Here is a 26,331-nt window from a genome sequence, read left to right on the forward strand (position 1 = left end):
GCTTAGTTATTCTATAAAATATGTCGTTCTCGTGCGAGAAGGGTATTTTTCAAAAGCATTGCCCTTGTCATTGGTCCCACACCTCCAGGAACAGGAGTTATATATTCTGATTTCGGACTAACACTATCAAAATGTACATCACCTGCCAATCTATAGCCACGTTTTTTTGTATCATCAGGAACTCGAGTAATTCCAACATCAATGACAGTTACACCTTCCTTCACCATATCTCCAGTTAAAAATTCTGGAATTCCTAAAGCCGCTATAATAATATCGGCTTGCTTGGTTATTTCCGCTAAATTTCTTGTTCTACTGTGAGCAACCGTTACTGTGGCATTACCAGCATTACGTTTTTGGCTCATAAGAATGCTCATTGGACGACCAACTATATGACTTCTTCCAATAACAACCACATGCTTGCCTGAAGTTTCAACATTATAGCGCTCCAACAATTCTAAAATACCAAAAGGTGTAGCGGAAATAAAAGTTGGCAAATCTAATGTCATACGCCCTACATTCATAGGATGAAATCCATCCACATCCTTATCCGGGTTTATAGCCATAAGTACCTTTTGCTCATCAATGTGTTTAGGCAAAGGTAGCTGAACAATAAATCCATCTATATCCTTATCGGTATTAAGTTCGTGAATTATCTCCAACAATTTTTCTTCGGTAGTTTCTTCTGGAAGATCAATCAATGTTGAACCAAAACCTACCATTTTGCAATCTTTAACCTTAGAGTTAACATATGTCATACTTGCTCCATCAGTACCCACCAAAACAGCTGCCAAATGAGGAACCTTCTCCCCTCTTTCTATAATAGCTTCAACCTGCTTGGCTATTTCCAGTTTAATGTCACTACTTACTTTATTACCGTCTAAAATGGTCATTTATTGCAAAATTTGATTAGGTTTATCTCATATTTTTTAAGGCCTGCATCATCTTTCGGCCACCACCACCTTGCATCATTTTCATCATTTTGCTCATTTGGGTGAACTGCTTAAGTAATTGATTTACTTCTTGCACTGAAGTCCCAGAACCTTGACCGATGCGCTTCTTCCTACTGCCATTAATCAATGAAGGATTCGAACGTTCTTCTGGTGTCATGGAGTAAATAATTGCTTCAATATGCTTGAACGCATCATCATCAATATCCATATCCTTTACCATTTTTCCAACGCCGGGAATCATACCCATGAGATCTTTCATATTTCCCATTCGCTTAATTTGCTGAATCTGGGAAAGGAAATCATCAAAACCAAATTGGTTTTTGGCAATTTTCTTTTGAATTTTTCTGGCTTCCTGCTCATCGAATTGTTCTTGAGCACGTTCAACCAAAGAAACCACATCACCCATTCCGAGTATACGGTCTGCCATACGCGAAGGATAGAACACATCTATTGCCTCCATCTTTTCGCCAGTACCGATAAACTTAATCGGTTTATTTACAACAGACTTTATTGAAATGGCCGCACCACCACGCGTATCACCATCTAATTTTGTAAGAATAACCCCATCAAAATTAAGTACATCATTAAAGGCTTTTGCGGTATTTACGGCATCCTGACCCGTCATAGAATCTACCACAAACAAAGTTTCCTGCGGTTGAACGGCATTATGGATGTTTTTTATTTCGGTCATCATCACCTCATCGACAGCCAATCGACCGGCGGTATCTATTATCACCACATTGTAACCATTGGCCTTGGCGTGTGCGATACCAGCATTAGCAATAGCTACTGGATCCTGATTGCCTCTTTCACTATAAACTTCAATTCCAATCTGTTCACCAACAACATGTAATTGATCAATCGCAGCAGGACGATAAACGTCACAGGCCACTAACAATGGATTCTTAGACTTTTTCTTCTTTAGATAATTAGCAAGTTTACCAGAAAAGGTAGTTTTACCCGAACCTTGTAAACCAGACATCAAAATAACTGAAGGGTTACCACTGAGGTTAATACCTTCAGCATCACCTCCCATTAATGATGTTAATTCATCCTTAACAATTTTCACCATTAATTGCCCCGGCTGAAGGGTGGTTAATACATTTTGCCCAAGAGCTTTCTCCTTTACAGTATTGGTAAATTCTTTTGCAGTTTTGAAATTAACATCGGCATCTAATAGCGCCCTTCTAACTTCTTTAAGGGTTTCAGCTACATTGACTTCGGTAATACTACCATGTCCCTTTAAAACGTGTAACGCCTTATCTAACTTCTCACTTAGGTTATTAAACATATTTGCTGCTCTTTTTTAAGGAATTGCAAAGGTAAATATTTGATTTGTATATATAAAGTTGGAGATTGACAATCTATTTTAAAATTAAATTCAAAGTTGAAATAATAGAATTATCAAAGGCCTAAAAAACATAAAAGGCTACAATATTTGCAGCCTTTTAATTTATTAATAGTTTTTTCATTAATGAATTACGAGCTTAAATGTCTTTTTACTAACCCCGTCTGTTAAAGATAATAAGTACATGCCAGGTTGAGTTCCTCGAAGGTTAAATTCATTATCCCCAAAAACCAAATCTTTTTTAAGAATTGTTTGTCCTGTTATAGAGTACATGGTTAGATTTAAATTATCTACCACATCACTGCCCAAACGAATATTAAATTCTCCATTGTTTGGGTTTGGATATATTCTTGTTGACCACAATTTTTCAATATCTTCTAATCCCAGTGTCGTTTGTGCTTCAAAAGATCCCATATCTCGTGCGGCCCCAAAAACAGGTTGACCAATTTGGTCCGCAAAAGTATCCGAAGGGTTTCCACCGTCAAAAGCAAGAGAACCTTCTAATATAGCATATGTTAATGCGGGTGATCCGTTTGGAAGTAAATCTCCGCCATTATTCTCTAAAGTCCCCAAAACAGGATCTTCACCTTCAATATCGTTAGACATTGGTGTAAAGACACCCAATGCATCTGTTTCTACCAAATTATAATCAGCAGAAGTAATGGAACCAGCAACATCCGCTCCATTGGCAGAACTGTTATTGGCAACAATCATATTGGTAATTGTTACAGGTTTATCCCCGTATATTCCACCGCCACTTCCAGCTGTATTTTCAGCAATTGTAACAGCATTTATAGAGGCACTATTTCCATTATTATAAACACCACCTCCATTTCCATTGGACGTATTTTTTGCTATAGTACTTCGTAACAGGCTCAAATCACCCGCCACACCATTATATATACCTCCACCAGCTGCAGCTGATCCACTCGCGGAGTTGTTTCTTACTGTTGATTGTGAAACTGTAAAATCGCCAGAATTATTATAAACCCCTCCACCACCGTTAGAATTACCTGTACCAGTGGCAACATTAAAGTTAACACTTGACTTTTCAACTAGCAACGTCCCAGATTCATTATAAATTCCACCACCGCTAACTGATGCCTCATTAGCGCTTATTACCGAAGTTGAAATACTTGTATTAGCTGCACCTGTAGCATGTATACCGCCACCCAATCCAACTGTTCCGGTAAGCACATTTTCAGCAATATCTCCAGTTGTTATCGTAAGGGTTCCCGCAAAATTTTCAATTCCGGCTCCAACCCCGGTGGCCGTATTGCTTCTTACATCCGAACTTTCAATGGTTACCGAACCCCCATTATTATAAATTCCACCGCCAGATCCTTGGGCCCCATCTACAATGTTGGTATTAATTATGGAATTTGAATTTATTATTAAATCCCCTCCATTATTAAAAATTCCTCCACCACCATCAGTAAGGGTTGCACCCTGCGCTTTATTATTTACTATATCTGTATCGGAAAGGGTCATTGAACCTGTTCCGTTATAAATTGCTCCACCGCTAATATTAGCTAAATTCCCTAAGAAATAACAACCATTCAAGGAATGGATTCCCGCACCAGTAACATGCAAACCCGCCCCATAATTGGCCGGAGAGCTTAATCCATTTGTTAGAAACTGAACATTAAACAAGTTAGTAATTGAAAATTCAGCTGAATTTATTTCTACGCCAGCACCCGCATGTACGGACGAATTACTTCTAATCTCCACATTAGCCATATTCAGGTTACCCATATCATTTAAAACTCCACCACCTGAACCTTGAGTTCCGTTTGCTACATTATTGGAAACGACAACACCATTTTGAAGAGTCAAAGTTCCTCCTGAATTAAAGATACCACCTCCTCCTTGGTCGGATGCATTTCCACTTGCTGTATTATTGTTGACTACAGTACCAGTTAGAGTCATATTCCCAGAACCATTCCATAATCCGCCACCTTCAGAGGCCGCAGTATTGTTTGATATTGTTCCAAAGGTGAAATTAACAGTACCATTACCCGTTACGTGTAGGCCTCCACCATTTCCGGGTGATGAACCAGTTGTATTAAGGTTAAGAGTAATATTTTGAAGTACTGTAGGATGAGCATTTCCTGAATTGTCTTCTATTCCTCCACCTGCACGAGAGGCAAAATTTTCTTCAATAGAGGAATTTAAAATTGTAAGAGTAGCATCCGTATCATTAAAAATACCTCCACCGGATCCTGAGGTACCGTCAGCATAATTATTGGCAATTACTGTATTATTTGAAATGGTAACATTTCCGCCAGCATTAAAAATACCTCCACCCCCTTGGTTACTACTATTACCACTAGCAGTATTACCTATAATATCAGAATTATTAATTGTCAAAGTGCCTGAACCATTCCTTAAACCACCTCCATTGGCATTTGCAGAATTACTGCTGATTATAGAGTTTGTTAGCGTTAGGGATGCACCGGCGTCTAAGTAAACACCTCCTCCAGATCCATTAGTACCGTTGGCAGTATTGGAAACCACCTCACAATTATTAAGAGTAAGATCTGTATTCGTTGCATAAATTCCACCGCCATTGGATTCTATTCCATTAGTAATCTCGAGATTATTAAAAATAACGGTACCTGCTGTTATTGTAAAAACACGTCCATTTTGAGCTGCATCAATAATCGTTAAAGCAGTATTGCTTCCGGTTATGGTTAAATTTTTATCTATTAAAATGGCACTATTCAAGGTAACGGTTGTTATTGAGTTGGCGAAGGTAATTGTTGAACCTGGTGCTGCATCTTCAATCTCTTTACGAAGCGTACCGTTTTGACCAGTATCCGTACTTTTATTTACGACCTGCGCCTCGGCTTGAATTGAAAAAAATATTACAAAAAGAAATAAATAGAGAGTAAAGTTCGATCTCATAGAATGTAGTTTAATAGTACGATTGGGTTCGATTATAAAAGATTAAAGATAGGTATTTTTTTGCTATTAAGCCTGATTTTTCGACCAATGGGAACCTTGAAAACGGCTTGAATAACAAAGATGTGGTAATTAAAACTTATATTAACTGTCTACATTCGCTCAGGGACATTAATACCTAAAAGTCTGAAACAAGTTTTTATAACGTTACCTACTGATTTTGAAAGTAATACTCGGAACTGTTGGACATGTGGCTCTTCTGACACCAAGATTGGTACATTTTGGTAAAAAGAATTAAACTCCTTAACCAATTCATAAACATAATTGGCTACATGTGCGGGACTATGTTGTTCAGCGGCAAACAAAAGTATCTTAGGAAATTCAGAAAGAATTTTTAGCAATTCCTTCTCCTTGCTATGCAATTCAAGTTTTGAGTTGAAATCGAATTCTTCCAAATCTGCTGTTTTGCGTAAAATGGATTGAATTCTCGCATAAGTGTACTGAATAAAAGGGCCGGTATTGCCTTGAAAATCTATTGATTCTTTAGGGTCGAAAAGTATCCTTTTCTTCGGGTCCACTTTCAAGATATAATATTTCAGTGCTCCTAGACCAATTGTAAGATATAAATCATTTTTTTCTTCCTCTGAATACCCCTCTAATTTCCCTAATTCTTCTGAAATTTCTTTAGCAGTACGTTGCATTTCATCCATTAGATCATCTGCATCTACCACCGTCCCTTCTCTACTTTTCATTTTCCCGGAAGGTAGATCTACCATTCCATAACTAAGGTGATAAAGATTATCTGCCCAAGAATACCCTAATTTTTTAAGTATTAAAAACAACACTTTAAAGTGGTAATCCTGCTCATTTCCTACAGTATAAACCATCCCAGAAATATCAGGAAAATCCTTAAATCTTTGAATTGCAGTACCAATATCTTGAGTCATATATACTGCAGTGCCATCTGACCTAAGTACTAATTTCTCATCTAAGCCTTCATCAGTTAGATCACACCAGACAGAACGATCTTCTTTTTTGAAAAAAACTCCTTTTTGCAGCCCAAATTCAATAACCTCTTTTCCAAGTAGATAAGTATTGCTTTCATAGTACAACTTGTCAAAATCTACTCCTAAACGCTCATAAGTATCATTGAAACCGCTATAAACCCAACCATTCATTTTTTGCCATAACTCCACAGTTTGTGGATCTCCACTTTCCCACTTTCTAAGCATTTCTTGTGCATTCAAAAGGTAAGGCGCCTCCTTCTTAGCCTTTTCTTCCTCAACCCCTTCAGCAATTAAATCTTTCACCTGTTTACGATACACCTGCTCGAATTTAACATAGTAATTCCCAACAAGTTTATCTCCTTTAATATCAGTCTCCGATGGTGTTTCTCCATTACCAAAATCTTGCCAAGCAAGCATACTTTTACATATATGTATACCTCTGTCGTTTATTATTTGGGTTTTGTGAACCTGATTCCCAGTTGCTTTTAAAATTTCTGAAACACTGTATCCCAAGAGAATGTTTCTAATATGACCAAGGTGTAGTGGTTTATTTGTATTTGGAGATGAATATTCAACCATTATAGATCCATTTGAAGTATTAATAGGCACTATGCCATAATCTTCTTTGGAAATCTGCTCTTTTAGTAAATCGATATAATAATCGTCTGAAATTTCAATATTTAAAAACCCCTTTACCACATTAAATCCATCTACAAATCTTGAAGCCTCTTTAAGTTTAGCTCCAATAGTTTCACCAATAATTTTGGGGTTCCCTTTTATATGCTTTAACATCGGAAAAACTACAACAGTAATATCCCCGACAAATTCCTTTCTGGTAATCTGGGTTTCAACCTTCTCTAAATCGACTTGGTAAGTTTCATTGACAATCGCTTTTACCTCTTTTTCAATAAAATGTTCAATGCTCATTTCGCAATATTTTCAATTTGCAAAGATACAATTTACCCTTTTGTTAAAGAACGGTTTTAATGAATACAGGAGGAAAAATGTATCAGACCAACAGGGACGTGCAGTTCATCGATAAAAGTGTAGTTATCCCGAGATTAACTACCGTTCGTCGAATGCCCAAAATCCAGATCTAAAAAGAGCTTTCACTTTATCTGATTTATCGGTCATAAATCCCAAAAATTAGCTTTTTAACACTTCTTTGAGGATTTTTGAGAAGCTATTAACAAAGTCCCAATCGTTGATGATGATCAGTGTTCAACCCTTTTTTGGATTGTTGCTGTTTTTTGTCATCCTACTTTACCTTTCCCTCGAGGCAAGTTGGTTTCAAAACAACATTGCAAATACTAACCTATCTGTATGATAAAACGGTTACTCTTTCTTACTGTTTTATTCCAGTTTCTTGTCTGTTTCCCCCAGACCGAAGAGATAGATAGTCTATTGCTAGATTTGGCATACCAAAAACAAGACACTTCCAAAGTAAATACTTCAATTAAATTAATAAATGCCCTTCTAAATGAAGGCGATTATAAACGTGCTTTCCAATTTGTTGAACAGACCCAAGATTTGGCTCAATCTTTAGAGTATTATAAAGGAATAGCAAATGCTTATTATTATCGTGCTATTATCTACAACAACAAAAATGATTATTACAATGCATTAGATAGTTTTAATAAGGCAAAGCGCAATTTTGAATTATCGGGAGATGTTATTGGACTTGCAAAGGTGAATAATCAAATTGGTATTTTAGAAATTAACAAAGGTAACTATCAGTCTGGCCTAAAATTGTCACTAACAGCTATTGATATTTTCGAGAGCAATAATCTGTCAATGGATTTAAGTGAAGCTTACGAAAATCTTGGTAAAGCTTATTTAAATACTGGACAAAATGAAAAGTCTTTGGAATTTTATTTAAAAGCCCATGAAATTCAAACTGAATTAGGTCAAACTAACAAAATTAAACAGACCAATCAGGTTATCGCCGACCTATATTCACAAAGGAAAGAATTTAGAAAGTCCATTGAATATTATGAAGCAACCCTTAAAATCTTAAACGATTCAACTGATCTTAGAATTAGGGAGCAAATATTACCCAAATTGGGTAGCGAATATCTTCAATTTAATGATTGGGAACGGGCATCGACCTATTTACTTCAAGCCTTGCGTTTAAATAGAAGAACAAATAACACTGAAGGACTTGTGCTTACCTTAAATGGTTTGGCAAGATTAAATTTAAATAGAGGTAATTGGCGATTAGCAGATAGCCAAGCAGAAGAGGCCTATTCCTTATTTGATAGCAGCTCTGAAATATATTTGAAACTTGAAAATTACAATCTTCAAAAAGAAATTGATTCCACACGCGGAAATTTTGAACAGGCATACTTATGGCAAAGTAGATATTTTCAACTAAAACAAAATTTAGAAGCCGAGCAAAAGAAACAAGCAACCAAGACTACCTTAGCGGAAGACCAACCAATTCAAATAGAAGAATACCCAACCGAATTTGGTGATAAAAAAAATGACATAGACCCCAACAGTCTGAAACGTCAAAGATTATACATGTATATTTTGGGTGCAGCGCTATTAATTGCCTGTACACTTTTAATAGTTTCATTCATTAAGGGTAGTAAACACCAAAAGGAAACGGTAGTATTAGAAAGAGATTTAAAATCCATTAAAAAAACAAACGAAGAACTAAAAATTTCCATCGAGGAGCTAGAGGAGAAAAACACTGTTAAAGATCGACTTTTCTCGATAGTCTCCCACGATTTAAAGGATTCCATATCTTCAATTAAGGCCTTTATAGATCTATTAAGAGAAGATAGTTTAACTCGTGAAGAATTTTACGATCTCATTCCAGAATTAAGCGAAAATGCCAATAATGCAGCATTGCTTTTATTTAACTTGCTCAATTGGTCTAAATCTCAGTTACAAAATTTAGAATCAAAACCAGAACTTTTTAATATTCAGGATATTTTTAGGGATAAACTGCAATTGATACAGCAGCGGGTTGAGGATAAGCGCATAGCGATAATCGATGAATCTCAAAGGGATTTTGCCTATGCAGATAAAAGCATGATTGAGATTGTCATTCAAAATTTACTTACCAATGCTGTGAAGTTTAGTAGGGTTGGCGATATAATTACAATATCTAATAGAGATAAGGATGGCAAAGCTCTTATCATCGTAGAAGATACGGGAGTAGGAATTTCAGAAGAAAATTTGTCGAAGTTATTCCAAAAAAATAGCTTTACCACCATTGGGACCAAAAACGAAAAGGGCACCGGCTTAGGGCTGACAATCTGCAAAGAATTGGTTGAGTTAAACAATGGTAAAATTTGGGTTGAAAGTATCCAAAACGTTGGAACCAAATTTTTTGTTGAACTACCTAAAAGCAAACCTGAAATTTCTTCTTAATGAAAAACCTACTTTATGTTTTATTAGTTGCACTTATAATAATTAGTTGCAAAAATGCCGATGTTGCTGAAAAGGAATTGGAAACAGATCCCATTGCAGAACTTTATTTAATGATGCAAGGATCGTATAGTTCCCTTAACCAAGCTGCCGAAGACTCCACTTACCATCATATGGTTATGAATGTTTGCCCAATCTGGGAAGGAAAAGGCAATTACCTATATGCGGAGGTTGCACATAACGACTCCATAAACAGACCAATCAAACAGCGAATTTTCAAACTATCTAGAGTAAATGACAGCGTTTACGTAAACTCTATTTTCTCTCTTAAGGATGAAGCTTTTTGGAGTAATAAATGGGCTATGCCAAAAGAATTCTCCAAACTGAAACAAGAGGATTTAACCGAGGTTTCAGGATGCCATATTACTTTGAAACGAATTCGACCAACTTATTACCAAGGTAAGACTGAAGAAATGGGTTGTTACGATAACTTGAATGGCGGTATGGTAAGCATAAGTGAGTTAGAGGTATTTGATGATAAAATTATAACCTGGGATAAGGGTTATAATGAAAATGGGGAACAGGTCTGGGGTTCCATACACGGAGGGTATATCTTCGATAGAGTAAATTAGGAATGTGGCAAAAATACCTCAGCCATCATACATCGTGCACTGCCGCCCCCACAAGTTTCAATAGTGTCAATATTACTATGTACAATCTTGCAGTGCTTTTGCAGCTTCTCCAATTGGTCATTATTTAGACTGTTATAGGCTGCTGAGCTCATTACGCAAATATGTTCTCCCAAATCATTGGAAAGCTCTAACATATTACCCGCAAAATGATGCATCTGACTTTCTGAAATAGCAATAACTTCCTTTTTATCTTCCCTTAAATGCAATAATACATTTTTCTTTTCCTTTTTGTCATCTATAGCATCAAGGCAGATTACACAGAATTTTTCTCCCATGCACATCATAACATTTGTATGATATATAGGCAAACGCTCATTATCAACAGATTGATTAGCTGTAAAGATTATCGGTGAGTACTCAAAATCCTCACAAAATTCTATGAATAATTCTTCATCAGCTCTTGGGGAGAGAGCACAATATGCCTTCCGATTGATTCGGTCTAAAACTAAACTTCCAGTGCCTTCTAAAAAAATAGCTTCCTCTTCTGCTTCGGTATAATCAACAATATTTTCAATTTTGAATCCTTCATTTTCTAGCCGAATAAAAATTTCTTCGCGTCTTTCCTTTCTTCGATTCTCAGCAAACATAGGATAAATTGCTACATCCCCATTTTCATGGAAACTCACCCAATTATTAGGAAAAATAGAGTCTGGAGTATCCATTAATAAATCGTCTGACTCAACTATTACATTTATCCCCGCGTTCTGTAATTTTCCTACAAAAGAGTCAAATTCCTCCTGCGCTTTCTTATTTATTTCTGCATTCTTTAAATCTAAATCCTCCTGGAAATAATTATTAACAGCCGTTTGTTCGTTCATACGAAAAGCCACTGGCCTAATCATCAATATCGTATTTGTAACCTGTTTCATTAGTCTGAAATTACCGAGCTAAATTAGAGTTTTTGCTCAGACATGAAGAAAAATAATACAGAATTATTTATTGGATTAATGATTGAATATTAGCATAGGAGTTCTTCAATGCTTTTTCAGTTTTTTCAGGATTCAACCATTTAACTTTTGTTATGCCCTCTGATTTTTCCGGTTGCAATTTACCAGTGTAATCTGATGTCATTTCAAACCAACGGGTAATCTTTATACGATGGTTACCATTACGTTTAAAAATATGATAGGTAGTTTCTAGTTCCTTAACTATTTTTAGATTTTTAACTCCGGTTTCTTCCTCTACTTCCCTAATTGCAGTTAACTCTATATCTTCACCTTTTTCTGATCTACCTTTCGGCAAATCCCATTTCCCATTTCTATAAATGAATAAGATTTCATTATTGGAATTATAAACCTTCCCACCGCCAGCAAGCACAGTTGGCATTTTCTTTAGGAATTTTTTCAATAGCTTATCTTCATTCTTGCCTACAAACCGAGCTTCTTCTAAAGTAGTTTTATTCAATTCCTTTATTACTTTACCAAGCTTAACAGTCTTAAGAAGGTAATTCTTGAAATTAGTTTCTTCACAGATCTCGGTAGTTAAAATGATTGGTTTATCCCCGACAAAAATTTTATTCATAAGAATCTGAAAGGCTTTGAAGTTTGTAAAAATATCAAAAAATCATCCAAAGGATGCAAATATTGGTTTTTCTTGAAATTCGGTTTAACCTAAAAGCGAAAAAATAATTAAGTTTGTCCTATGATAATCGATAAAGATACAGCCCAGCAAACCGCTGGGTTATTATTGCAAATAAACGCAATAAAGCTTCAACCGAAAGACCCATTTACTTGGGCATCAGGTTGGAAATCACCAATTTATTGTGACAATCGCATTGTCCTTTCATTTCCTCCAATTAGAAATTTTGTAAGAAGTTCTATGTCCAAGGCAATTGAAAAAAAATTCGGCAAACCCGATGTTATTGCCGGTGTTGCCACTGGTGCCATTGGTATTGGAGCTTTGGTTGCAGAATATTTAGGCCTTCCCTTTATCTACGTGAGGCCTGAACCCAAGTCCCATGGCCGTCAAAATCAGATCGAAGGATTTTTAGAGCCAGGGCAGAATGTTGTTGTGGTTGAGGATCTTATCAGTACAGGAAAAAGCAGCTTAAATGCAGTTAAAGCGCTAAAAGATGCAGGTGTTAATGTTAAAGGTATGATAGCAATTTTTTCTTACGGCTTCGATGTTGCTAAGACAAATTTTGAATCGGAACATATCGATTTGATTACCTTAAGTAATTATGAAAATTTATTAGAAAAAGCATTAGAAACACAGTACATCAATACTGAGGAACACACTTTACTAACAAGTTGGAATGCCAACCCTGCAAAATGGCAAATGGCCTAAATATTTTTTAAATGACAATTGAATCCCCAAAAACCGTTATACCTAAAAGTCAAGAAGAAACTTTCAAATTCTTAAGTGAGGTAGAAAACTTTGAAAAGCTCATGCCTGAAAGCATTGAGAAATTTAAATTAATCAATGAAGACACCTTTCTGTTTGCGCTAAAAGGGATGCCAGAAATAACTCTTAAAAAGAAAATAGTTAATCCTTTTGACAAAATTGTTTTGGGTGCAGCTGAAGGAAAAATAGATTTTACCTTAACTGGTCATATCGTCGCTATAAGTCCGGAATCTTCAGAAGTAACTATTGAGTTTGATGGCGATTTTAATCCTATGATGGCCATGATGATTAAAAAGCCCATCAAAAATTTTATAGAGACCTTAGCAACTAAATTGCCAGGTGCGATGCTAGTATAACAGTTTAACTTCCTTTAAATCGAATTCTTTTATAATTTCATCTTCAACCATGACTTGGAGATAACCATAATCTGAAATTCCCTTTATATATCCAGTAAAAAGCGAACCATAAACATCTTCAAAAGTGGATGGTTTGTTTAGTCTGAAGAGATTATGGACGTATTTGTCCTTTAGAAATTCAGGATTTTTATTAAGTAATTCGAAATTTCGCTGCAATTGAAGTACAATTTCGCTTAATAGTTCCTCCAAATTATAATTTAGACCCGAAATTAACCTAAGTGACGAGGCACGAGGAATATTTTCGAACTGAGTCTGATTTACATTTAAACCTATTCCTATAATAGAAGCCTTAATTTCATTGTATTTAATAACATTTTCAATAAGAATTCCCCCAATTTTATACCCCTCTGACAAAATGTCGTTCGGCCATTTTACGCTTAAATTTTTAATTTGAAATTTTGCTAATGCCTCAATAATGGACATAGAAACTGCCATATTGATAGAAAATTTTTCATAAACCCTTATATCATTTAATCGCTTAAACACACTGATGGTGAGGTTTTTACCCGATTCAGAACTCCATTCCGAACCCATTTGCCCCCTTCCTTCGGTTTGATTCTGAGCCATAACTACCGTGAAATCTTCCAACTTCTTTGTAGCATAAAGATTTCTCAGATAGGAATTGGTCGAGCCAATGGCATTAAGTTTGATTATGAACATTAGAAAAATAAAAGAAATTTTATAAATTTCTTATGAGGCTATTGCCTTTTAAACAATTAAAAAAAACATAAATTTGCACAAATTTAAATCTTTTTAATGGCGAAAGAAAATACGAATGCAGACCTGCTCATATCAGTTATTATAAGTGGAATTGAAGATGTAAAGGGAAAAGAAATTACTATCCTAGATTTAAGAGAAATTGAAAATACGGTTTGCGACTATTTCGTTATTTGCGAAGGAACATCCAACACACAAGTAAACGCCATTGTCAATTCAATTCAGAAAAAGGTAAGTAAAGAGTTAAAAGATAACCCATGGCATGTTGAAGGAAGTGATAATGCTGAATGGGTATTGATAGATTATGTCAACGTTGTGGTGCATGTTTTCCAGAAGCATGTAAGAGATTTTTATGATATAGAAAGTCTTTGGGGAGATGCGAAAACAACAATGATCGAAACGAGTTATTAATTCATGGCAAACGACAATAAACCAAATAAGAAGCAACGTCTAAATCCTTATTGGATTTACGGAATAATTATTATCATTTTCATTGGAATTCAGATTTTTTCTGGCGGATTTGGAGGCCAAACGACCGCAACTATTACGCCAGCCAAATTCTTTGAATTTTTAAGGGATAAGGATGTTGCAAAAGTTGAGATAGTTAATCAACGCGAGGCGAAGGTATATCTAACTCAAGAAGCCGTACAGAAAGAAGTACATAAAAAGACAAAATCCGATAATTTTCTTCCCTCAATTACACAAACTCCCAATTACGTTTTTGAATTTGGCGACTTAACTGTATTTCAGGAAAAATTAGATGAAATTATTTCTGAAAATAACTTACAGGGATCAACAGAGGTGCGCTTTACCACTGAAGATAATATGTGGGGCAATTTTCTAATCTCCTTATTGCCATTTATATTAATAATTGGAGTTTGGATTTTTATAATGCGTCGTATGTCAGCAGGTGGTGCAGGTGGCGCAGGTGGACAAATCTTCAATATAGGAAAATCGAAGGCACGTCTTTTTGATGAGAAAACAGACATGAAAACCTCATTTAAGGATGTGGCAGGATTGGAGGGTGCGAAGGAAGAAGTTCAAGAAATTGTTGATTTCCTCAGAAATCCAGAAAAATACACCTCCCTGGGAGGGAAAATTCCAAAAGGGGCTTTGTTGGTAGGACCTCCTGGTACCGGAAAAACACTATTAGCTAAGGCAGTTGCCGGTGAGGCACAAGTTCCATTCTTTTCACTCTCTGGTTCAGACTTTGTTGAAATGTTTGTTGGTGTGGGTGCCTCTCGTGTACGTGATTTGTTTAAACAAGCAAAGGAAAAATCACCTGCAATTATCTTTATTGATGAGATTGATGCCATTGGGCGTGCTCGGGGTAAAAGTAATTTCTCCGGTTCAAACGATGAGCGCGAAAACACTTTAAACCAGCTTTTAACCGAAATGGACGGTTTTGGCACTAATACTAATGTAATTGTCCTTGCTGCTACAAACCGTGCAGATATTTTAGATAAAGCTTTGATGAGAGCTGGTCGTTTTGACCGTCAGATATTTGTTGATCTTCCGGATGTTAGGGAACGAAAGGAAATCTTTGAAGTTCATCTAAGACCGATTAAAAAATCGGAAGATCTAGATATTGAGTTTTTGGCGAAGCAAACTCCAGGGTTCTCAGGGGCTGATATTGCTAATGTATGTAATGAGGCTGCTTTAATTGCTGCTAGGAAAGGAAAAACAGCGGTTGGAAGACAAGATTTCTTGGACGCAGTGGATCGAATTGTCGGTGGTCTTGAGAAGAAGAATAAAATTATCACCCCAGATGAGAAAAAAGCTGTTGCCTTCCACGAAGCTGGACACGCTACAATTAGTTGGTTGTTAGAACACGCAGCACCCCTTGTTAAAGTAACCATTGTACCTAGAGGTCAATCCTTGGGGGCTGCCTGGTATTTGCCAGAGGAGCGCTTAATAGTGCGACCTGAACAAATGTTAGATGAAATGTGCGCAACAATGGGAGGTCGTGCGGCTGAAAAGGTGATATTTGATAAAATATCCACTGGCGCTTTGAGTGACTTGGAAAAAGTGACGAAACAGGCTAGGGCTATGGTAACAATTTATGGTCTTAGTGATAAAATAGGAAACATAACTTACTACGATTCTTCAGGCCAAACAGAATATGGTTTTACCAAACCTTACAGCGAACAAACAGCAGAATTAATTGACAAGGAAATTTCTCGCATAATTGAAGAACAATATCTGCGCGCTGTTCGTATATTAGAGGAGAACAAAGACAAGCTTACCTTATTAGCTGAAGAATTGTTAGAAAAGGAGGTTATCTTCAAAGATAACCTTGAGAAAATCTTTGGAAAACGCCCATTTGTAAAAGAGGAGATAGCCTAATATAAGGCTTCAACCATAAAGTACTCCGTCAACCTCAAGGTGGATTCATATAAGATTTTTATATTTGAATAAGGTGAGAATATAAATAAAATATGATTGCATGAGTTTATTCCGCAAAATTTTTGGGCTAAAAGATGCTTCAGATGAGGATATACAACATCAGGAGAGAAGCAAATATATGCCCGAATTAAAATTGCCGGCTGATGAACGTTTCACCATAAATTTTAAAGCCAACGGAGGAAAGTTCCTTTATTGTGAGGATATGCAAGAAGTAAAGCAAAATTTAGATAAAATATTGCTTGAAAATCAATGGAAAGACAAGAAAGTTTTAATTTACGACAAGCGGTTAATAGAACTCTTCAAGGATTTTTCATTGAACCTTACAAAATCTTCGCATGAAAGTGCTTTTTTTCTGTCAACTTGTGAATATCTAATTTCGGATGATGGATCACTGTTAATATCATCGAATCAGATAGCCGAAAAAAAATTAAGGGATCTCCCCGATAACTTCGTGATATATGCAACCACCAGCCAATTTGTAGAGAATATTGGCGAAGGTTTGCGTGGTATAAAGAGCAAGAATAGAGAGAAAATCCCAACGAATATTACCACAATTAAACATTTCAAAACTGTTGAAGAAAAAGATTTTCTAACCTATGGAAGTAGTTCTAAAAATTTATATTTACTACTTCTTGAAGATCTTTAGGCTTAAATGAAAGAGCTACGCGTACGGGCCATATCTGGCTTTCTATATATTGTACTCCTAATTGCTTCATTGTTTTGGGAGCACGCTTTTATCATATTGTTTTATTTGTTTGGCCTAATTTGTCTTGCCGAATTTTCAAAATTAATTAACCTAACTAATAGATATCCGTACGTAATATTCACCTTGTTGTATTTCATTTTTGGATATTGGAGGTTATTTTCTGAATTTCGACACCTTTACTCTGATTTCCTTCAAATTTTACTCGTAATTTCAATATTTGTACTGTTGTTGCTGATTAAGGATTTATTTTCATTGAAAACAATTCCACTTTTCCATTCCAAAAGATATATACTAACGACATTTTACATGTCTACTGCCTTTATTTTTTTGGTTTCCATTGCAACAATAAATATGGATTTTAATCCTATACTCATCTTAGGATGTTTTATTCTGGTTTGGACAAATGACTCATTTGCTTATCTGGTGGGTAAAAATTTTGGAAAACAAAAATTATTCCCTCGCATCTCACCAAAAAAGACCGTAGAAGGCTTTTTAGGAGGTTTATTTTTTGCTTGTATTGCAAGCCTTTTAATCGCTAACTTTACAAATACCTTGTCGTTTAATTATTGGTTAATTCTGGGTATTATAGTTAGTGTATTTGGCACATTAGGGGATTTAATAGAATCTAAGTTTAAAAGACAAGCTGATGTTAAGGATAGCGGGGTAATAATGCCTGGACACGGAGGTCTATTAGATCGATTGGACAGTATCATATTTGCAGCACCTTTCATTTATTTATTTTTAAAATTTGCCGTCAATGTTTCATAAAGAAGGTCATAAAATCATATTTGTTTCATTGGTAATTGTTGTTGCCACATTACTATTGATTGATTCGTTTATACTTATTCCTTGGTTGCGAACTCTTACAATGATTACCATTTTGGCAATGTTCATTTTGATACTTCAATTTTTTAGAAACCCAAAGCGAAGCTTATTGAATGATGAGAATGTGGCTGTTTCGCCAGTAGATGGGAAAGTGGTGGTTATAGAAGAAGTTTTTGAGAAGGAATACTTCAATGATAAACGTATCCAAGTATCCATTTTTATGTCTCCCATAAATGTACATGTAACTAGATATCCGGTTGGTGGAAATGTCGCTTTTAGCAAATATCATGCTGGAAAATATTTGGTCGCATGGCATCCAAAGGCAAGTGAAGAAAATGAAAGAACATCCGTCGTTGTTGAAAATCCATACTTTGGAAAAATTCTCTATCGTCAGATAGCAGGTGCCTTAGCCAAAAGGATTGTAAATTATGCTAAAGAAGGATCGACCGTTCAACAAGGAACCGATTCTGGGTTCATTAAATTTGGAAGCAGGGTTGACGTATTTTTCCCATTAGGTACAAAAATCGAAGTTGCATTGAACCAAAAAGTACGGGGAGGTGAAACAATAATTGGAAGTAAGGAATGACCGACGAATCTCTCGATAGGGAATTTCAAGAGGCTGTAGATCAAATAAACAACCATTCAGAGCCATTTCCGGCTGATTTCTTGCTACGTCTTTATGCTTATTATAAGGTAGCCACCAATAATTATGAACAGCCTAGCAGCAGAAAGCCAATTATTAATGCTTTCAAAACAAATGCTCTATTTCAAGTGAAAGGCCTTAACAGAAATGAAGCCAAAAGAAATTATATCGACTTAGTGAATAATTATTTCCTTTATAGGAAATAAATTAATGAGATATTTTAGTCCCTTATTAATGGTAAGGTGCTACATCGTAATAAACCTTCCTGCTTTGCAATTTCAGAAAAGGGCACTTCCTCGACTTTAAAGCCATTTTCACGTAACCAAGAGTTTAAACGGATAAAATTTCTTTCAGAAATAACAGTTTCTTCAGAAATCGAAAAAATATTGCTGTTCATATCAAACATTTCTTCCTTGGTAATTTCAAAAATGTTATCCCTACCAAAATAATCTTTCAACCAATTATATTCAAATTCTTGCAAAAACCCATTTTTATGAATTATTGCCTTATCCTTTCCTATCGGTTGAAAGCAGCAATCTAGATGCAAGGCATTATTGTATGGATCAGTATTAGATTTTCTAAGATTAAACGTCTTAACAATCTTATTAGGAAAAATTTCTTTTAAGGCATCTATGGCCTTTAAATTGGTTCTGGCAGTAATGTAATTAGGGTAATCACTACCGTAATATGTTCCGACAAAAATATAGTCATTCCAAGGCATCACATCCCCTCCTTCTACATGATAATCGTCTGGTAACACAATTATATTTGATGAAGGAATTTGACTAAGAATATGCTGAATTGCATCTACCTCTCCCTCTCTATGCGGCAATATGTTTGCTCGAATAAATTTATCCTCAATGACAAAACCAATATCCCTAGCAAATATTTGGTTACAGTCTGGAATCACTTTAGGCCGAAAAACCTGAACTTCATATTTCAGTAAAACCTTTTCGACTTCATCAAGTTCCATAATCATATCCTTTTCTTTAGGATATGTACCCTGTTTTATATGCATTATAGACTTAGGGTCATAAGCCTCGCTTATTGAAGGAACCGGACCATTTTTCTCGGCTGTACCGAGAATTACAGATCTTAATCTATTCGTTTCGTTAGTCACATTAAGCTTGAGCATAACTAAATATAAAAAAATAGGCTTCAAACATAACGCCTGAAGCCTAAAACATATTGAACACTTAATTTATCTATATTCTATTTCGGTAAACTTACGATAAGTTTCTCCCATGTATAATTGTCTTGGTCTACCAATTGGTTCTTTACGTAGACGCATTTCCCTCCACTGTGCAATCCAACCTGGCAACCTACCTAAAGCAAACATTACAGTAAACATGTCCGTTGGAATTCCCATAGCGCGATAGATAATCCCTGAATAAAAATCAACATTCGGGTATAATTTTCTATCCACGAAATAGGAATCTTCCAATGCTTCTTTTTCAAGACCTTTGGCAATATCTAAAATGGGATCATCTACACCTAATTGGCCCAGAACCTCATCAGCAGATTTTTTGATGATTTTAGCGCGAGGATCGAAATTTTTATAGACACGGTGACCAAAGCCCATTAGCCTGAATGGATCAGATTTATCTTTTGCTTTTGCCATGTATTTTTTGGTGTCTCCGCCATCTGCCTTAATTGCCTCCAACATTTCAAGAACAGCTTGGTTTGCGCCACCATGTAATGGTCCCCACAGTGCAGATATACCAGCAGAAATTGAAGCAAATAGTCCAGCATGTGATGACCCAACAATTCTTACAGTTGATGTGGAGCAGTTTTGTTCGTGGTCGGCATGTAAGATTAATAATTTATCCAATGCATCAATCATTACATCATTGTGCTCATACTCCTCATTCGGTTGTTTGAACATCATTTTAAGAGTATTTTCTACATACCCAATAGATTTATCACCATAATCTAATGGCAGGCCATTTTTCTTACGTAAAGTCCACGCTACAAGCACCGGAAATTTAGCCAGAATCCGAACAATAGCATTATACATGTCTTGTTCAGATTCAACATTGACACTAGAAGGATTAAATGCAGTTAGAGCGCTTGTCAATGAGGCCAATACCCCCATTGGGTGTGCAGATTTTGGAAATGCATCTAAAATCTTTTTAACATCATCATCTACAATACAATGAGATTTTATATCCTTATGAAATTTTTCTAGTTGCTCTTTTGTGGGAAGCTCTCCAAAAATTAATAAAAATGCAACTTCTAAAAAAGTAGCCTTCTCTGCCAATTCCTCAATAGCATACCCTCTATATCTTAAAATACCTTTCTCCCCGTCCAAAAATGTGATGGCACTTTCACAAGAACCAGTGTTTTTGTAACCAGGATCTAAGGTAATATACCCTGAAGTGGCAGATCTAAGGTTGCTAATATCTATTGCTAATTCATCTTCTGTACCCTTCGAAATTGGAAGCTCAAACTTTTCCCCATTTAAGTCAAGGAATGCTTTATCAGACATAAAAAAGTGATTGTATGTTGTTAATATTGTAGATTGCTAAAATACGAAATATATAAGGATTTCTGAAGTTCCTATGTTACCGAATTCACAACAAATAAGCCATATCTTCATTAAATTTTTGTTAATCCAAAATTTCAGCCGGCCTCCACTAATAATTATTTGAATTTTTCAAGGAGATAAAAAAAGGGAACCGTATTCGATTCCCTCTAAAATATATAAAGTTTATTAAACTTATTTATCAATTTTGAAAGCTTTAAGCTGAGGATAGTAAGCAACCTCACCCAATTCTTCCTCTATGCGTAACAATTGATTATACTTAGCCATACGATCGCTTCGAGAAGCTGAACCGGTTTTAATCTGACCAGTATTTAATGCTACGGCTAGATCAGCAATAGTATTGTCTTCAGTTTCCCCTGAACGATGCGACATAACACTTGTGTAGCCAGCATTATGTGCCATATTAACCGCTGCTATCGTTTCAGTTAATGTACCTATTTGGTTAACCTTAATTAAAATTGAATTAGCAATTTTATTATCAATTCCCTTTGATAACCGTTCCACATTAGTTACAAATAAATCATCTCCAACCAATTGAACTTTATCTCCAATAATTTCAGTAAGGTATTTCCATCCTTCCCAATCATTTTCATCCATACCATCTTCAATTGAGATGATTGGATACTTTTGAGATAATTCTGCAAGATAATCTGCCTGTTCTTTACTGCTTCTAATTACACCGCTATCCCCTTCAAATTTTGAATAATCGTATTTACCGTCAACGAAAAACTCTGAAGAAGCACAATCTAGTGCAATCATTATTTCATCACCAAAAGCGTATCCAGCTTTTTTAACAGCTAAAGCGATTGTATCCAAAGCATCCTCGGTACCATCAAAAGTTGGAGCAAATCCACCTTCATCACCAACCGCAGTATTCAATCCGCGATCATGTAGAACTTTTTTCAGGTTATGGAAAATTTCAGTTCCCATTTGAAGGGCATGGGTGAATGATTTTGCCTTAACTGGCATAATCATAAATTCTTGAAATGCGATTGGAGCATCGCTATGAGATCCTCCATTAACAATATTCATCATAGGTACAGGCAGCGTATTTCCTGAAACCCCACCAACATATCTAAATAATGGCAAATTAAGTTCATTTGCCGCTGCTTTTGCAATGGCAAGAGAAACGCCAAGAATAGCATTAGCCCCTAACTTCGATTTATTTGGAGTACCATCTAAATCAATCATCATTTGATCTAATCTATTTTGATCGAAAACTGATTCCCCGATTAGTTCTTCTGCAATTATGGTATTAACATTTTCAACGGCCTTTAAAACACCCTTACCCATGTAAGATGTATCACCATCCCTCAATTCTACAGCTTCATGTTCACCAGTAGAAGCACCTGAAGGAACAGCAGCTCGACCCAAAACACCATTTTCTGTTATTACATCAACTTCAACTGTTGGATTACCTCGAGAGTCAAAAATTTGACGGGCATATATGGCATTGATAAAACTCATTGTTATTCTTTTTATGGTTAATTATTTAGAAAGCACAAATTTACGAATTAACCTATCCTTTCTACTTAAAAATGTTAAAATTAAATAAGCAAAAAACGACTTTAAGAGGTTACCGAACTATTTGAATGCTTCTTAATTGTTTCAAGAAATTCATCGAACAAGTATGAAGCATCGTGAGGACCAGGACTAGCCTCCGGATGGTATTGGACTGAAAAAACGGGCTTGTTTTTCATTCTTATTCCCGCTACAGTTTGGTCATTTAAATGAACATGGGTAATTTTTATATCAGGATGATTTTCCGTTTCTTCTCTATTAATGGAGAAACCATGATTTTGGGATGTAATCTCACCCTTTCCTGTTTCAAGGTTCATAATAGGGTGGTTGATTCCCCTATGTCCATGATGCATTTTATATGTTGAAATACCATTAGCGAGACCTATTATTTGATGCCCCAAACAAATACCAAAAAGAGGAAGGCCTTTTTCTATCACTTTTTTAGCAACAGCCTGGGCTTGATCCAATGGTTCTGGATCCCCAGGTCCATTGGAAAGGAAATATCCATCAGGATTCCATGCTTCCATTTCTTCAAAGGTTGAATCGAATGGAAATACCTTTATATAAACATCTCTTTTAGAAAAATTTCTAAGAATGTTCTTTTTAATTCCTAAATCTAAAGCCGCAATTTTGTAGGTAGCATTTTCGTCTCCATAAAAATATGGTTCATTGGTAGAAACTTTAGAGGCCAATTCCAGCCCTTTCATATTAGGAATTTTAGACAATTGCTCCTTCAATCCATCGATATCATCAACATCTGTAGAGATAACTGCATTCATCGCACCATGTTCTCTGATATGACTAACCAAAGCCCTAGTATCAACATCTGAAATTGCAAATAGTTTATTCTTCTCGAAGAATTCTTCCAAGGATGCATCCGCTGAAGGTCTAGAGTAAGTAAAACTAAAATTACGGCAAACCAATCCAGCAATTTTAACAGAATCGGATTCAACTTCAGATTCCATGGTTCCATAGTTCCCAATATGTGCATTGGTGGTAACCATAATTTGGCCAAAGTAAGAAGGATCGGTGAAAATTTCTTGATATCCAGTTGTACCGGTATTAAAACAAACTTCACCAAACGCTGATCCTTTTTTACCTATTGATTTTCCGTAAAAAATAGTTCCATCTTCTAATAAGATAAGGGCTTTATCTCTTTTTGTGTACTTCATAATTAATGTGTGATAATACGGTTTTGCAATATTAAAATATTATAGATGAATTAAAAAAAAGGGATTTGCTAAAAAGCAAATCCCTTTAATAAATATTGTAATCTAATCATTTTACTCTTCCTCGTTTGAAGCTTTAGTTTCTGATTTAGATTCAGCTGCTTTCGTTTCCGTTGCAACTGGAGCAGCAGTGCTGGATTTACCTCCTCCTCTTCTACTCCTTCGAGTTGACTTCTTCTCTGGCTTGCTTGCATTGTATAATTCATTATAATCTACAAGCTCAATCATTGCCATTTCAGCGTTATCACCCAAACGGTTTCCTAATTTAATGATTCTAGTATAACCTCCAGGTCTATCTCCCACCTTTGCAGCAACATCTCTAAAAAGTTCAGTTACAGCCTCCTTTTGTCTAAGACGACTAAAAACAATTCTACGGTTGTGCGTAGTGTCATCTTTAGATTTTGTAATCATTGGCTCAACAAATTGTTTAAGAGCCTTTGCCTTTGCCAAGGTGGTATTGATGCGCTTATGCTCAATCAATGAACAAGCCATATTGGCCAACATTGATTTTCTATGAGCAGTCTTTCTGCCTAAGTGATTAATTTTCTTTCCGTGTCTCATTGCATTATATCTTTCGCTAAACGATTAATCGCCTAGTCCTTATCTAACTTATATTTACTTAAATCCATTCCGAAACTCAAGCCTTTAACACTTACAAGTTCTTCCAACTCAGTTAAAGATTTCTTTCCGAAATTTCTAAACTTCATCAAATCATTTTTGTTGAAGGAAACCAAATCACCAAGAGTATCAACTTCTGCAGCTTTCAAACAGTTCAAAGCTCTAACAGAAAGATCCATATCAACTAATTTAGTTTTAAGCAATTGTCTCATGTGCAGTGACTCCTCATCATAAGTTTCAGTCTGAGCAATCTCATCAGCCTCAAGGGTGATACGCTCATCTGAGAACAACATAAAATGATGAATAAGAATCTTAGCAGCTTCGGTTAAAGCATCTTTAGGATGAATTGATCCATCACTAATAATTTCAAAAACCAATTTTTCGTAATCGGTTTTTTGCTCAACACGATAATTCTCAATGCTATACTTCACATTTTTAATAGGAGTATAGATAGAATCAGTAAAAATGGTTCCAATAGGTGCAGAAGATTTTTTGTTTTCTTCAGCAGGAACATAACCACGACCTTTTTCGATTGTTATTTCTAAATTAACGCTCACTTTAGGATCTAGGTTACAGATAACAAGATCTTTGTTCAATACTTGGAATCCAGAAATGAATTTTTGGAAATCACCAGCAACGATTTGGTCTTGTCCAGATATAGAGATTGAAACAGATTCGTTATCTATTTCATCGATTTGACGTTTGAATCTAATTTGCTTAAGGTTCAAAATAATTTCCGTTACGTCTTCAACAACGCCAGAAATAGTTGAAAATTCGTGGTCAACACCCTCAATTCTAACTGATGTAATCGCGAAACCTTCCAAAGAAGACAAAAGCACACGTCTTAGAGCATTACCTACCGTTAAACCATAACCTGGTTCTAATGGCCTGAATTCGAATTTACCTTCGAAATCAGTTGAATCAATCATGATTACCTTATCGGGCTTTTGAAAATTTAATATAGCCATATTGTGTTGTGTATCAGTTATTATTTAGAGTATAATTCCACTATAAATTGTTCGTTGATCTTTTCTGGAATTTGGATTCTTTCTGGCACAGATACATAAGTACCTTCCATTTTATCCTTATTCCAAGTGATCCACTCGTATACTTGGCTAGCATTTGCTAATGAACTTTGGATAGCTTCCAAAGACTTAGACTTTTCTCTTACGCCTACAACATCACCAGCTTTCAAAATGTAAGAAGGAATGTTTACCACTTCACCATTAACAGTAATGTGTCTGTGGGAAACTAATTGTCTTGCACCGCTTCTAGATGGAGCCAAGCCCATTCTATAAGCAACGTTGTCTAGTCTAGACTCACACAATTGCAAAAGAACTTCACCGGTAATACCAGGAGCTGCAGTTGCTTTTTTGAACATGTTTCTGAATTGACGCTCAAGGATACCATAGGTATATTTAGCTTTTTGCTTCTCCATTAACTGGATTGCGTATTCAGACTTTTTGCCACGACGCTTATTAATGCCGTGTTGACCTGGAGGATAATTTCTTTTTTCGAAAGCCTTATCGTCTCCATAAATAGCCTCACCAAATTTTCGGGCTATCTTTGTTTTAGGACCAGTATATCTTGCCATATTAAAGTTTAAATTGAGGGGATTTATGAATTAAGGTCTAAATCTTATATCCTTCGATAAATCGAATTCCCTCTTTGGTTATACGTAATTAAATTTTGTGATTATTAAACTCTTCTTCTTTTAGGTGGTCTACAACCATTGTGTGGAAGCGGAGTTACATCGATGATTTCAGAAACCTCGATACCTGCATTATGAATAGAGCGAATTGCTGACTCTCTACCATTTCCAGGACCTTTAACATAAACTTTCACCTTCTTTAACCCAGCCTCCTTAGCTACACCAGCTGCATCTTCCGCCGCTAATTGAGCTGCATAAGGAGTGTTTTTCTTAGAACCTCTAAAACCCATTTTTCCTGCAGATGACCATGCAACAACTTCTCCCTTTTTGTTTGTTAGGGAAATAATGATGTTATTAAATGAAGCTGTAACGTGTGCCTCACCAATTGCATCTACTATTACTTTGCGTTTTTTAGTACTTGCCTTTGCCATA

General features: G+C 35.8%; 25 protein-coding genes. 10 read left to right on the forward strand and 15 right to left on the reverse strand.

Features of this window, described 5'->3' with window-relative positions:
* Positions 1-11: 11 nt before the first annotated feature.
* From folD to argS, 4 genes are all read right to left on the reverse strand, one after another.
* Positions 12-890 (reverse strand): bifunctional methylenetetrahydrofolate dehydrogenase/methenyltetrahydrofolate cyclohydrolase FolD, encoded by an 879-nt coding sequence (folD, locus tag ISU00_RS01615; RefSeq protein WP_228852295.1) that lies wholly within the window; start codon positions 888-890, stop codon positions 12-14.
* A 22-nt stretch (positions 891-912) separates the two neighbouring features.
* Entirely contained in the window at positions 913-2,241 is a 1,329-nt protein-coding gene (ffh, locus tag ISU00_RS01620) for a signal recognition particle protein (RefSeq protein WP_228852296.1), read from the reverse strand.
* Between the two features lie 180 nt (positions 2,242-2,421).
* Entirely contained in the window at positions 2,422-5,205 is a 2,784-nt protein-coding gene (locus ISU00_RS01625; RefSeq protein ID WP_228852297.1) for a T9SS type A sorting domain-containing protein, read from the reverse strand.
* A gap of 149 nt (positions 5,206-5,354) precedes the next feature.
* A complete protein-coding gene (argS, locus tag ISU00_RS01630) occupies positions 5,355-7,136 on the reverse strand; it encodes an arginine--tRNA ligase (protein ID WP_228852298.1) in 1,782 nt (593 codons plus the stop codon).
* Positions 7,137-7,532: 396 nt separating this feature from the next.
* On the opposite strand from argS, the gene ISU00_RS01635 reads away from it, so the two are divergent.
* Both ISU00_RS01635 and ISU00_RS01640 read left to right on the forward strand, forming a co-directional pair.
* The gene (locus ISU00_RS01635; protein WP_228852299.1) at positions 7,533-9,590 is read left to right on the forward strand and encodes an ATP-binding protein; all 2,058 of its coding nucleotides are present in this window, start codon (positions 7,533-7,535) and stop codon (positions 9,588-9,590) included.
* Positions 9,590-10,219: a chromophore lyase CpcT/CpeT gene (locus tag ISU00_RS01640; RefSeq protein ID WP_228852300.1), complete on the forward strand. Its 630-nt coding sequence runs from the start codon at positions 9,590-9,592 to the stop codon at positions 10,217-10,219. Before ISU00_RS01635 ends, ISU00_RS01640 begins: the two co-directional genes overlap by 1 nt.
* On the opposite strand, the gene ctlX is transcribed toward ISU00_RS01640, so the two are convergent.
* Both ctlX and ISU00_RS01650 read right to left on the reverse strand, forming a co-directional pair.
* Positions 10,216-11,148, reverse strand: coding sequence for a citrulline utilization hydrolase CtlX (gene ctlX, locus ISU00_RS01645; RefSeq protein WP_228852301.1), 933 nt, complete (start codon positions 11,146-11,148; stop codon positions 10,216-10,218). The genes ISU00_RS01640 and ctlX overlap by 4 nt on opposite strands.
* Before the next feature lie 67 nt (positions 11,149-11,215).
* Complete coding sequence (locus ISU00_RS01650) at positions 11,216-11,800, reverse strand: NUDIX hydrolase (RefSeq protein WP_228852302.1); 585 nt, start codon at positions 11,798-11,800, stop codon at positions 11,216-11,218.
* Positions 11,801-11,920: 120 nt separating this feature from the next.
* On the opposite strand from ISU00_RS01650, the gene pyrE reads away from it, so the two are divergent.
* Together pyrE and ISU00_RS01660 are read left to right on the forward strand one after the other, a co-directional pair.
* A complete protein-coding gene (pyrE, locus tag ISU00_RS01655; RefSeq protein WP_228852303.1) occupies positions 11,921-12,565 on the forward strand; it encodes an orotate phosphoribosyltransferase in 645 nt (214 codons plus the stop codon).
* A gap of 11 nt (positions 12,566-12,576) precedes the next feature.
* A complete protein-coding gene (locus tag ISU00_RS01660) occupies positions 12,577-12,978 on the forward strand; it encodes an SRPBCC family protein (protein WP_228852304.1) in 402 nt (133 codons plus the stop codon).
* On the opposite strand, the gene ISU00_RS01665 is transcribed toward ISU00_RS01660, so the two are convergent.
* Positions 12,970-13,698, reverse strand: coding sequence for a biotin--[acetyl-CoA-carboxylase] ligase (locus ISU00_RS01665; protein ID WP_228852305.1), 729 nt, complete (start codon positions 13,696-13,698; stop codon positions 12,970-12,972). The genes ISU00_RS01660 and ISU00_RS01665 overlap by 9 nt on opposite strands.
* A 96-nt stretch (positions 13,699-13,794) precedes the next feature.
* Between ISU00_RS01665 and rsfS the strand changes: the two genes are divergently transcribed.
* From rsfS to ISU00_RS01695, 6 genes are all read left to right on the forward strand, one after another.
* A complete protein-coding gene (gene rsfS / locus ISU00_RS01670) occupies positions 13,795-14,166 on the forward strand; it encodes a ribosome silencing factor (protein ID WP_228852306.1) in 372 nt (123 codons plus the stop codon).
* Between the two features lie 3 nt (positions 14,167-14,169).
* Positions 14,170-16,101, forward strand: coding sequence for an ATP-dependent zinc metalloprotease FtsH (gene ftsH, locus ISU00_RS01675; protein ID WP_228852307.1), 1,932 nt, complete (start codon positions 14,170-14,172; stop codon positions 16,099-16,101).
* 100 nt (positions 16,102-16,201) lie between these two features.
* A complete protein-coding gene (locus ISU00_RS01680; RefSeq protein ID WP_228852308.1) occupies positions 16,202-16,807 on the forward strand; it encodes an LUD domain-containing protein in 606 nt (201 codons plus the stop codon).
* 6 nt (positions 16,808-16,813) lie between these two features.
* On the forward strand, positions 16,814-17,635 hold the full coding sequence (locus tag ISU00_RS01685; RefSeq protein ID WP_228852309.1) for a phosphatidate cytidylyltransferase: 822 nt from the start codon (positions 16,814-16,816) through the stop codon (positions 17,633-17,635).
* Positions 17,625-18,278, forward strand: a complete 654-nt coding sequence (locus ISU00_RS01690; protein WP_228852310.1) for a phosphatidylserine decarboxylase family protein — start codon at positions 17,625-17,627, stop codon at positions 18,276-18,278. Before ISU00_RS01685 ends, ISU00_RS01690 begins: the two co-directional genes overlap by 11 nt.
* On the forward strand, positions 18,275-18,541 hold the full coding sequence (locus ISU00_RS01695; protein WP_228852311.1) for an acyl-CoA-binding protein: 267 nt from the start codon (positions 18,275-18,277) through the stop codon (positions 18,539-18,541). The genes ISU00_RS01690 and ISU00_RS01695 overlap by 4 nt, the downstream gene beginning before the upstream one ends.
* A 14-nt stretch (positions 18,542-18,555) precedes the next feature.
* Here the strand turns inward: ISU00_RS01695 and ISU00_RS01700 are convergent, their stop codons facing one another.
* The 8 genes from ISU00_RS01700 to rpsK form a co-directional block, all read right to left on the reverse strand.
* A complete protein-coding gene (locus ISU00_RS01700; protein WP_228852312.1) occupies positions 18,556-19,470 on the reverse strand; it encodes a dimethylarginine dimethylaminohydrolase family protein in 915 nt (304 codons plus the stop codon).
* A gap of 66 nt (positions 19,471-19,536) precedes the next feature.
* A complete protein-coding gene (locus ISU00_RS01705; protein WP_228852313.1) occupies positions 19,537-20,823 on the reverse strand; it encodes a citrate synthase in 1,287 nt (428 codons plus the stop codon).
* Positions 20,824-21,054: 231 nt separating this feature from the next.
* Positions 21,055-22,347: a phosphopyruvate hydratase gene (gene eno / locus ISU00_RS01710; RefSeq protein WP_228852314.1), complete on the reverse strand. Its 1,293-nt coding sequence runs from the start codon at positions 22,345-22,347 to the stop codon at positions 21,055-21,057.
* A gap of 101 nt (positions 22,348-22,448) precedes the next feature.
* Entirely contained in the window at positions 22,449-23,573 is a 1,125-nt protein-coding gene (gene carA / locus ISU00_RS01715) for a glutamine-hydrolyzing carbamoyl-phosphate synthase small subunit (protein WP_228852315.1), read from the reverse strand.
* Between the two features lie 111 nt (positions 23,574-23,684).
* Complete coding sequence (gene rplQ / locus ISU00_RS01720; protein ID WP_228852316.1) at positions 23,685-24,191, reverse strand: 50S ribosomal protein L17; 507 nt, start codon at positions 24,189-24,191, stop codon at positions 23,685-23,687.
* Positions 24,192-24,223: 32 nt separating this feature from the next.
* Positions 24,224-25,216, reverse strand: a complete 993-nt coding sequence (locus ISU00_RS01725) for a DNA-directed RNA polymerase subunit alpha (RefSeq protein ID WP_228852317.1) — start codon at positions 25,214-25,216, stop codon at positions 24,224-24,226.
* Positions 25,217-25,236: 20 nt separating this feature from the next.
* On the reverse strand, positions 25,237-25,842 hold the full coding sequence (rpsD, locus tag ISU00_RS01730) for a 30S ribosomal protein S4 (protein ID WP_228852318.1): 606 nt from the start codon (positions 25,840-25,842) through the stop codon (positions 25,237-25,239).
* A 104-nt stretch (positions 25,843-25,946) separates the two neighbouring features.
* Positions 25,947-26,330: a 30S ribosomal protein S11 gene (gene rpsK, locus ISU00_RS01735; RefSeq protein ID WP_228852319.1), complete on the reverse strand. Its 384-nt coding sequence runs from the start codon at positions 26,328-26,330 to the stop codon at positions 25,947-25,949.
* Position 26,331: the final 1 nt, after the last annotated feature.

Source organism: Aegicerativicinus sediminis (assembly GCF_015476115.1).
In the GTDB taxonomy this organism is placed as follows: Bacteria; Bacteroidota; Bacteroidia; order Flavobacteriales; family Flavobacteriaceae; genus Aegicerativicinus; species Aegicerativicinus sediminis.

Coding starts and splice junctions, on each gene's coding strand:
- folD (WP_228852295.1), bottom strand. CDS start 890: ATGACCATTTTAGACGGTAATAAAGTAAGTAGTGACATTAAACTGGAA.
- ffh (WP_228852296.1), bottom strand. CDS start 2,241: ATGTTTAATAACCTAAGTGAGAAGTTAGATAAGGCGTTACACGTTTTA.
- ISU00_RS01625 (WP_228852297.1), bottom strand. CDS start 5,205: ATGAGATCGAACTTTACTCTCTATTTATTTCTTTTTGTAATATTTTTT.
- argS (WP_228852298.1), bottom strand. CDS start 7,136: ATGAGCATTGAACATTTTATTGAAAAAGAGGTAAAAGCGATTGTCAAT.
- ISU00_RS01635 (WP_228852299.1), top strand. CDS start 7,533: ATGATAAAACGGTTACTCTTTCTTACTGTTTTATTCCAGTTTCTTGTC.
- ISU00_RS01640 (WP_228852300.1), top strand. CDS start 9,590: ATGAAAAACCTACTTTATGTTTTATTAGTTGCACTTATAATAATTAGT.
- ctlX (WP_228852301.1), bottom strand. CDS start 11,148: ATGAAACAGGTTACAAATACGATATTGATGATTAGGCCAGTGGCTTTT.
- ISU00_RS01650 (WP_228852302.1), bottom strand. CDS start 11,800: ATGAATAAAATTTTTGTCGGGGATAAACCAATCATTTTAACTACCGAG.
- pyrE (WP_228852303.1), top strand. CDS start 11,921: ATGATAATCGATAAAGATACAGCCCAGCAAACCGCTGGGTTATTATTG.
- ISU00_RS01660 (WP_228852304.1), top strand. CDS start 12,577: ATGACAATTGAATCCCCAAAAACCGTTATACCTAAAAGTCAAGAAGAA.
- ISU00_RS01665 (WP_228852305.1), bottom strand. CDS start 13,698: ATGTTCATAATCAAACTTAATGCCATTGGCTCGACCAATTCCTATCTG.
- rsfS (WP_228852306.1), top strand. CDS start 13,795: ATGGCGAAAGAAAATACGAATGCAGACCTGCTCATATCAGTTATTATA.
- ftsH (WP_228852307.1), top strand. CDS start 14,170: ATGGCAAACGACAATAAACCAAATAAGAAGCAACGTCTAAATCCTTAT.
- ISU00_RS01680 (WP_228852308.1), top strand. CDS start 16,202: ATGAGTTTATTCCGCAAAATTTTTGGGCTAAAAGATGCTTCAGATGAG.
- ISU00_RS01685 (WP_228852309.1), top strand. CDS start 16,814: ATGAAAGAGCTACGCGTACGGGCCATATCTGGCTTTCTATATATTGTA.
- ISU00_RS01690 (WP_228852310.1), top strand. CDS start 17,625: ATGTTTCATAAAGAAGGTCATAAAATCATATTTGTTTCATTGGTAATT.
- ISU00_RS01695 (WP_228852311.1), top strand. CDS start 18,275: ATGACCGACGAATCTCTCGATAGGGAATTTCAAGAGGCTGTAGATCAA.
- ISU00_RS01700 (WP_228852312.1), bottom strand. CDS start 19,470: ATGCTCAAGCTTAATGTGACTAACGAAACGAATAGATTAAGATCTGTA.
- ISU00_RS01705 (WP_228852313.1), bottom strand. CDS start 20,823: ATGTCTGATAAAGCATTCCTTGACTTAAATGGGGAAAAGTTTGAGCTT.
- eno (WP_228852314.1), bottom strand. CDS start 22,347: ATGAGTTTTATCAATGCCATATATGCCCGTCAAATTTTTGACTCTCGA.
- carA (WP_228852315.1), bottom strand. CDS start 23,573: ATGAAGTACACAAAAAGAGATAAAGCCCTTATCTTATTAGAAGATGGA.
- rplQ (WP_228852316.1), bottom strand. CDS start 24,191: ATGAGACACGGAAAGAAAATTAATCACTTAGGCAGAAAGACTGCTCAT.
- ISU00_RS01725 (WP_228852317.1), bottom strand. CDS start 25,216: ATGGCTATATTAAATTTTCAAAAGCCCGATAAGGTAATCATGATTGAT.
- rpsD (WP_228852318.1), bottom strand. CDS start 25,842: ATGGCAAGATATACTGGTCCTAAAACAAAGATAGCCCGAAAATTTGGT.
- rpsK (WP_228852319.1), bottom strand. CDS start 26,330: ATGGCAAAGGCAAGTACTAAAAAACGCAAAGTAATAGTAGATGCAATT.